Source organism: Holdemania sp. 1001095H_141210_F2, assembly GCF_015558105.1.
Lineage (GTDB): Bacteria > Bacillota_I > Bacilli_A > Erysipelotrichales > Erysipelotrichaceae > Holdemania.
The window spans coordinates 19,419-27,456 of record NZ_JADNPO010000040.1 but is presented as its reverse complement, the minus strand read 5'-3'; the positions used below and the strand labels follow the sequence as shown (position 1 = coordinate 27,456).

At 52.7% G+C, this 8,038-nt stretch carries 8 protein-coding genes; 4 read left to right on the top strand and 4 right to left on the bottom strand.

From position 1 onward, the window contains the following. Both I2G61_RS15350 and I2G61_RS15345 read right to left on the bottom strand, forming a co-directional pair. Positions 1-556 (bottom strand): cell division ATP-binding protein FtsE (locus I2G61_RS15350; protein ID WP_195548433.1); only part of this gene is annotated, 556 nt, incomplete at its 3' end. Positions 557-884: 328 nt separating this feature from the next. Then, the gene (locus tag I2G61_RS15345; protein WP_072686133.1) at positions 885-1,730 is read right to left on the bottom strand and encodes a YitT family protein; all 846 of its coding nucleotides are present in this window, start codon (positions 1,728-1,730) and stop codon (positions 885-887) included. 102 nt (positions 1,731-1,832) lie between these two features. Here I2G61_RS15345 and I2G61_RS15340 point away from each other — a divergent pair, with 102 nt between their 5' ends. After that, on the top strand, positions 1,833-2,282 hold the full coding sequence (locus I2G61_RS15340) for a VanZ family protein (protein WP_072685632.1): 450 nt from the start codon (positions 1,833-1,835) through the stop codon (positions 2,280-2,282). Positions 2,283-2,285: 3 nt separating this feature from the next. Beyond that, positions 2,286-4,040, top strand: a complete 1,755-nt coding sequence (locus I2G61_RS15335; protein WP_072685631.1) for a M3 family oligoendopeptidase — start codon at positions 2,286-2,288, stop codon at positions 4,038-4,040. Between the two features lie 195 nt (positions 4,041-4,235). Here the strand turns inward: I2G61_RS15335 and I2G61_RS15330 are convergent, their stop codons facing one another. Together I2G61_RS15330 and I2G61_RS15325 are read right to left on the bottom strand one after the other, a co-directional pair. Further along, the gene (locus tag I2G61_RS15330) at positions 4,236-5,342 is read right to left on the bottom strand and encodes a hypothetical protein (protein ID WP_139248662.1); all 1,107 of its coding nucleotides are present in this window, start codon (positions 5,340-5,342) and stop codon (positions 4,236-4,238) included. Positions 5,343-5,394: 52 nt separating this feature from the next. Next, entirely contained in the window at positions 5,395-5,913 is a 519-nt protein-coding gene (locus tag I2G61_RS15325) for a hypothetical protein (RefSeq protein WP_072685629.1), read from the bottom strand. Between the two features lie 204 nt (positions 5,914-6,117). Between I2G61_RS15325 and I2G61_RS15320 the strand changes: the two genes are divergently transcribed. Then, the gene (locus I2G61_RS15320; protein WP_072685628.1) at positions 6,118-6,330 is read left to right on the top strand and encodes a helix-turn-helix transcriptional regulator; all 213 of its coding nucleotides are present in this window, start codon (positions 6,118-6,120) and stop codon (positions 6,328-6,330) included. Between the two features lie 397 nt (positions 6,331-6,727). Continuing rightward, entirely contained in the window at positions 6,728-8,032 is a 1,305-nt protein-coding gene (locus I2G61_RS15315) for an RNA-binding domain-containing protein (RefSeq protein WP_195548432.1), read from the top strand. Positions 8,033-8,038 lie beyond the last annotated feature (6 nt).

The window sequence follows — 8,038 nt, the reverse complement described above, 5'->3', positions numbered from 1 at the left end:
CACGGTTGATCTTTTCCAACAACGTCATGATCTCATCCGACTTCTGCGGATCGAGGTTACCGGTCGGTTCGTCCGCGATCAGCAGTTTCGGCTTGTTCGCAATCGCGCGGGCGATCGCCACCCGCTGCTGCTGCCCGCCGGAGAGTTCCTGCGGAAACGAATTGCCCTTATCGTCCAGGCCGACTAAATTCATGACCTCGCGCACCCGCCTGCGGATTTTCTCCTTCGGCACATTGATGACCTCCAGCGCAAACGCGATGTTCTCAAACACCGTTTTCCGCTCCAATAAGCGGAAGTCCTGAAACACGACGCCGATATTGCGGCGGTACAACGGCACTTTGGAATGCTTCAGCTTCCCGACGTTGATCCCCGCCACCTCAACCTTGCCTTTGGTCGGGATTTCCTCGCCGTCCAGCAGCTTGATCAACGTCGACTTGCCCGAGCCGGTCGGCCCGATAATATAGACAAACTCCCCCTGATCAATTTTCAAGTTAATATTGTAAAGGGCGTTTACGCCATTTTTATATGTTTTTGCGATATGTTTCAATTCCAGCATTTTCCGCACCTCATTTGTTCTTATTATATCATGGGTTAATCTTTCCATATAGAATAAAAATGTTTGGGATTTCTTACATTTTAACCACCGTTCAATATTACTTTATTTTTAGCTCGCCGCATTGTCCTGTTAAGCCCAATTCGCTGAAACCCAAAATGAAGCCGGGATGGACTTCGCGGGAACAAAAAAGGCGCGTTTTCCTTTTCGCGCCGCTTCTGTTTCCTTTTTCATTTACACTGCACTTCCATGATCCCAAGGCGTTTTCCCATCGTTTTTGCGGATTCAACAGACTTATGACCGGCTTATATCCTGAGCTTTCAGCACTTCCCTAGACCTTGAATTCCAATGTGAAGCCTTCTCCATGCACATCCGTTGCGTCGCTGGTAATCATAAAGGCGTTTTCGTCAAACCGGTTGACCAGTTCCAGCAGCTTCGGATATTCCTTCTTTTCCACAACGACCAGAATCACCTTGCGGGGTGCTCCGGTATAACCGCCCGTCGCGTCGCTCAGCGTCGTTCCCCGATCCAGCTCGGATTGGATCGCGGCATTGATCTGCGCGTGCGCCTCCGAAATGATTTGCACAGCCTTCGCGTTGCCGCCGCCCAGCGTCAGCATCTTGTCGATCCCAAACGAGGTGCCCCAGACGGAAATAAAGCCGATCAGCACTGCTTCCAGACCATAGGTGAACAAGCCCAGTCCGACCGTCAGCGCGTCGGTGATCAACACCAGCGTCGAAATCTTAATCCCGGTATATTTGTTGACAATTAACGGCGGAATATCCATCCCTCCGGTACTCGCGCCTGTCCGCAGCACCAGCCCGATGCCAACGCCCGCCAGCAGTCCGCCATAGAGCGAAGCCAGGATGGGATCCAGCTGCAGCAGCGGGACAAACGGCGTGATGATCGTCAGATAGACCGGATACACCAGCGAGCTGATCACCGTCTTGACGGCAAAGTCTTTTCCCAGAAACACCGTGCCCAGCACAAACATCCCCAGCACCAGACCGTTGACCATCAGCGTCGGTTCAATATGAAACACCGGCTGCAAAGCGACCGCGATGCCGGCCACGCCGCCGGAAAGAATATTATAGGGTAAGATAAACATCGCGACGGCCAGCGCCAGCATAAAATTGCCGATCAGAACCCAGGGCAGGTCCCGGACCATTTTCTTCATTTCCAAAAGCGATTCCTCCTTCACTGTCGTTTCATTATATCATGGTTCTTTCTTTACCGGAAAAGTTGGTTTATAATACAGGAAGTCAGAAAGGAGCGGAAGATGAAAAAGAAAAGTTGTTGGCTGCTTGTCGCTTTAATGGTAATTTTTATTTTTTCCAATTCCGCTGCTTCCGCCGGCACGTCCAACGGCATGAGCCTGACGGTCAGCGAATGGGTCCGGCCGGTATTGGATACCGTCGGCCTGCATCCGGAAACGGATTTTTTAAACTTCGTGATCCGCAAGCTGGCGCACTTCAGCGAATATGCTTTGTTGGGCTGCCTGATCGCCGCCGCCTACCGGCTTCAGCCCTGGTCGTGGATGAAGGGCAAAGCGGCACTGCTGCCGTTTTTCATCATCCCGGTTCTGGATGAGAATCTGCAGCGGTTTTCCGCCGGCCGCAGCTGTGAGCTGCGGGATATGCTGATCGACAGCGCGGGGATGGCCGCCGGCATGTTCCTGGCGATCATCTTGCTGGGAATTGTAGGACATCAGAAAAAACAGGAGGATTAACGGATGAAAGAATGGAATTTGAACGATCTCTACACCGGCTATGACAGCGAAGCCTTCCAACAGGATTTCGCCGCCTTGGACACCCACATCAACGCGATGAACGCGCTGGCGGAAAGCCTTGATCAGCGCGATCCGCACTCGACGCTGAAAGCGATCATTGAACAGCTGTCCGCCTACCAGACGCTGACCCGCCGGCTGGGCGCGTATCTCTCGCTGCGCCAGTCCGCCAACACCGCCGATCAGCAAACCGTTTCCATGAATTCCCGCTTTCAGATCAAGACCAGCCAGTCGGCGCTGGCTTCAACCCGCTTCCAGAAATGGATCGCGACCCAGGATCTGGACGCGCTGATCCCCAGCGACCCGCTGTTTCAGCAGCATGCCTTCTGGCTGCAGGAAATCCGCAGCCATGCCGCGCATACGTTAAGCGACGAGGTCGAGGACGCGATCGGGAAAATGGAGCTGAACGGTTCCAACGCCTGGGCACAGCTGCAGGAATACATGACCTCGACGGTCGCCGTCACGATGGACGGTCAGGATTATACGTTATCCTCGATCCGCAACCTCGCTTACAGCACCGATCCAACCGTTCGTAAAAAAGCCTATGAAGCGGAATTAAAAGCTTATGATAAAATCAAGGACGCCGTCTGCTTCGCACTGAATTCGATCAAAGGCGAAGCGAACACCGTCAGCGAGCTGCGTCACTTTGATTCCGTTCTGGACATGACGCTGTTCAATTCCCGCATGCGGAAGGAAACGCTGGACGCGATGTTCACGGCGATTGACGAAGCGCTGCCGCGCTTCCACGCTTATCTGCGTCACAAAGCAGAGCTGCTCGGCTACACCGACGGCCTGCCGTTTTACGAACTGTTCGCCTTGATGGGCAAAAGCACCCGCACCTTCACCACCGATGAAGCGAAAGCGTATCTGATCCAGAACTTCACGCCATTCTCCAAGGATGTCGCCGGGATCATCGAGCGCGCCTTCGACGAGGAGTGGATCGACTTCTTCCCGCGCAAGGGCAAGGTCGGCGGTGCTTTCTGCTGCAACCTGCCGATGCTGAAGCAGAGCCGCGTGCTGACCAACTTTGACGGTTCGCTCAGCGACGTCGTCACCTTAGCGCACGAACTGGGTCACGCCTATCACGGCCACCGGATTGAAAACCACAGTCCGCTGAACACCCGCTATTCGATGCCGGTCGCAGAAACCGCCTCAACCTTTAATGAAACGGTCATCATGAACGCCGCGATCCGCGACGCCGCCAGCGATGAGGAAAAGATGATGTTGATCGAAAGCACGCTGCAGGATGTTACGCAGGTCATCTGTGATATCTACTCCCGCTATCTGTTCGAAACCGAGGTTGTGGAAAAGCGCAAAGACGGCTTCCTGTTCAGCGACGATCTGGAAGACATCATGCTGCGGGCACAGAAGAAAGCCTACGGCACGGGTCTCGATCACAGCCAGCTGCATCCGTATATGTGGATCTGCAAGAGCCATTATTACGACGCCGGCTTAAACTTCTACAATTTCCCATACGCCTTCGGCTGCCTGTTTGCCAAGGGTCTGTACGCGCAGTATCAGAAGGAAGGCCCGGCCTTTGTCGACAAGTACAACCGCCTGTTGGAAGCGACGACCGTCAGCAGTGTCGAGGACGTGGCGGCGATGGCGGGCATCGACATCACCAAGCCGGATTTCTGGCGCGATTCTCTGGCGATTGTGGAGACCATGATCGACGAATTCATCGCCCTGTCCGCCAAGTAACATCGAATCCGCAGCGTTTCTCACTGAATGAAGCTGAACATCGCTGCGATCCTTTTTAACAAGAAAATCCGTTCCTTTTCCCAATGCAGATTGGGCAAGAAACGGATTTTTCTTTTTAGCTTCATAGTCTGACGGATGTCTATCTGTCTTCAAACCGGATGCCAGATTTCCCGGATCGGCTTCGACGAAAAAGATTTATGCAGCGGCCCGGTTGATCCCTTTGATCAGCACCGCCATCCCCGCTTCCCTCTTTAACGTTTCCCAATCCAATTCCTGCCCACCCAGATAGTCAAGCAGCGTTGGATCCAGTTCTTCCAACAGTACGATTCCGGAATTCATCAACGATGCGATCAGCGTCCGCAGTTTCAGCCGCCGAACTTTTCCCACGCATTCCATCCCATTGAAATCCCGGACACACCGCGTCCGCCACTTCTTCCGGCTGCGGTGCCATTCCAGGCAGAACCAGCCGCGCTCTAACCTGGACAGAACGATATACGTTTCATCCTCCCGCTTCACGATATACCCCGGCACCCACTTGATATACTGATCCTTACCCTGGGTCTGGCAATAATCCGCATAGGCGATTTCATGAGCGGCGGCGCGGTAAACGAGTTCCAGCCGGGTTTTCCCCTGAAAGACGGCCGGATGGGCAAAATCAGCGAAATAACCGCGGCGGCCGCAGAAAAACAGATTCCATCCCGCATCCTCCATGTACGCGCGGTATTGATGACAGAGCCGGATTAACCGCAGTTTCCCGGGGATAAATTCCTGCAGATACCACAGATCATGATCAATTTCAAGGATATCCCCCTTCTCCCAAAGCAGCGGCACATTGAGATAGGGATGATAAATATGATCCAGATGAGAAATCAGCACAAGATGTTTCTGGATCCGGCGCAGATCATGCCGTTCTACGGGAATCGGTTTATTTTGCAGCAGTTCCGCTCTCAGCGTCACATTGTGCTTCAAATCAATATAGGTTTGCTTCCCCAGCGGATGATCTCTGGCCAGCATTGTCGTCTGATATTCCCGCAGACCGGAATATGGACTGGACGAACAGGCTTTAGCTGTCAATTCCTGTTTTATCCTGGCAAGAATCAGATATGGACGAATTCGATGGGCCGGATCAATTTTCGCCAGTTCTTCCGATGGCAGCGGCATCTGCGCCCATACCAGAAAGCCCGGCTCACATTGTTCAAACCAGATTTGTTGTTGATTCGCGATTGAAATTGCAGCATTTTCCCGCGGAGATTTTCGCTGAAAAAACTGATGAAGCCAGATCCAGAATTTTTTTATCATCATTGTCCCTTACCCATTTGAAACGTGGTTGCTGATCCCTGATTTATAAGGGATGTTAATCCGAATACCCTGTTTTATTTTCCGGCTTGGCCTGATCCCGCAGCAGAGTATCCAGGGAATCCACTTCCAGCAATTCCATCAGATGTTCCAGATCCAGACTGTCCATCGCCGGATAAGCGGCGTCTTCAATCGCCTGAAGATCTTCAAAAGTAAAATAAGACCGCTCAGCCAGATCCTGCATCGTGATCGCTTTCGCTTCCCGCCATTGCCTGAGCTTCAATCCCAGCAGCTTTGCGGTTGCGTTATTCTCCATTGGGCTGATCCGGCCTTTCAAGGCCTCCCGCATTTGTTTGAGAAAGTCCGTTTCAGCTTGGATCTCAGCCAGCCCCGAGCGGTGCCGCAGCTGCAGCCAGCTTTGTTTACGTTGAAGAAAAGTCAGCTTGTTCTCCACAAACTCCAGCAGCTGCTTCAAAAGGCGGACGTCGTCCAGCACCTCCAGCATCCGCAAAAGCATCCGTTTCTGTTCCCATTCTCTGACGAAATGCACAATTCCGCCGGCTTTCTTTTCCGCCATTTTCTCACGCCCTCAATTTCTTCTGAGTTAATCTTATCATATTTCCTGTCATTATGCCACGTTTCCAACTTTTTTGAGTTTGCAAATGAGATTGAATCCTTCCTGCACCGCCGGATCAGACTAGTTTTAGGTGTCTTGTATTATACCTATAAATTATACCGCTTTCACGCTAAAATGCAAAGGAACAAAGGAGGTTTCTGGCTGATGATTGTTTATGACAACCTTTGGAAAACCATGAAGAAACGGGGGTTAAGCTGTTATCGACTGACCCTGGATTACGGTATTCCCAAATCACTGCTCAACCGGATGAAGAAGAATGCCGTCGTTAAAACAACCTCCCTGGACGATCTGTGCAAAGCACTTGATTGTCAGCTTCAGGATATCGTGGAATTCATTCCTGATTCTGACTCTGATTAATCCGTCAGCGCCTTGCAAAATTCGTTTCAAATTCCAGCCTGAGCCGCTGGTTTTTTTTATTCTTTATTCTGTTTTAAAGTGCTTCTATCATAAAGCGCTTCTCCCTTCAAGCTCCTCTGTTGATTTTCGCCTGACGCTGTGCTTAACAGCGAGCTTCGAATTCGTCGTTTTCTAATAGAATCAACTAGAATCAACCAGTATGTTTCAAGGATTCATCGGTGCGCCTCCGCTGAAGCCGCCCCTTTTTTTCTGCGTCAATGATGCTCCGCGTTTTGCCAGCGTGCTTGTCCGCAGCTTTGCTTTGGGAAGGGGTCGATCTTTTTTAACAAAATGATCAGGAATACTGGAAATCCCGTCGGGAATAGACTACTGTAAAGACAGAAAGGCGGGATCGTTCATGATTGAACTGGCACAGCTGGCCCGGTATCGGGAAAACAATCGGCTGGAAGCGAAACGGGCCCAGGGCGGCTTGCCGCACAGTCTGTGGGAAACATATTCAGCCTTCGCCAACACGGTCGGCGGAGCGCTGCTTTTGGGTGTGATCGAAACGCCGGAAAAATATTTTCAGTCCGTGCCGCTGGCCGATCCGCAGAAGCTGGCCGAGCAATTCTGGCATATCGTCGCCAATCCCGAGCTGGTCAGCGTCAACCTGCTTTTGAGGGAACAGGTCCAGATTGTCACAGCGCAGGACCACCCGATCGTACTGATTGAAATTCCGCGGGCGCTGGCTTGCCAGAAACCGGTGTTTCTGGGCTCCTCGCCCTTTTCCGGAACCTATCGGCGAGGTGGGGAAGGAGATTACCGGTGCCAGATCAGCGAGGTTCAGATCATGATGGAAAACCGATTTCGGGAACTGCCCGACGGAGCGCCGGTCGTTTCCGCCGTGCTGGACGATTTCAAGCCGTCCTCCATTCAAGCTTACCGGCAGCGCTACCGGCAGGTGCATCCCCATTCTCCATGGAATGCCATCTGCGAGTTAAGCTTCCTGCTTCAGGTCAACGCGGTTTATTTCGCGATGGACGGCAGTCTGCATCCAACCTGGGCCGGCTTGTTGATGTTCGGCAGGCAAGAAGCTCTGGCCCGCGCCTTCCCCGGCTTACAGCTGAACAACCTGCTGGAAACCCGCCGGCAGGAAGACAACGCCTGCGACTTCTATTTCTCCGCCCGCCGGCAATTACAAAGCCAGCACCCCAAAGACATCGCCTGGGCGATCAACGAGGCGTTAGTCAACGCGCTGGCGCACGCCGACTATCAGGATCATCCGCAGATTGAAATCCGCGCCGATTCCCAAGAGATTCAGGTCGTCAACCGCGGCCAGCTGAGACGTCCATCCATGCCGGCCAACCCCGTTCTCTACCAGATGTTCCATCTGATCAAAGCGGCGGACGGACGGGGCACCGGGCTTTTGCGGATTGAAGCGATCTGGAAGCAGAAAGGCTGGTCAGCTCCGGAGCTGACCGATAAACCGCAGCGCCGCGAAGTATTGTTCCGGCTGCCGGTTTCCCGCAAAGTTCAAAAACGTCAGACCTTGCAGCAGCGTGTGCTGGATCTGATCACAACGGAAATTGAGGTTGCCCCGGATCAGATTGAATCACAGCTCAGACTGACGAAGACGCAGACTGAAAATCTTTTGCAGGCGCTGCTGGAACAGGACCTGATCGAACAGAATCCCGCATCGCTGCGCTACCATTTAAAAGCCTGAGCGCCG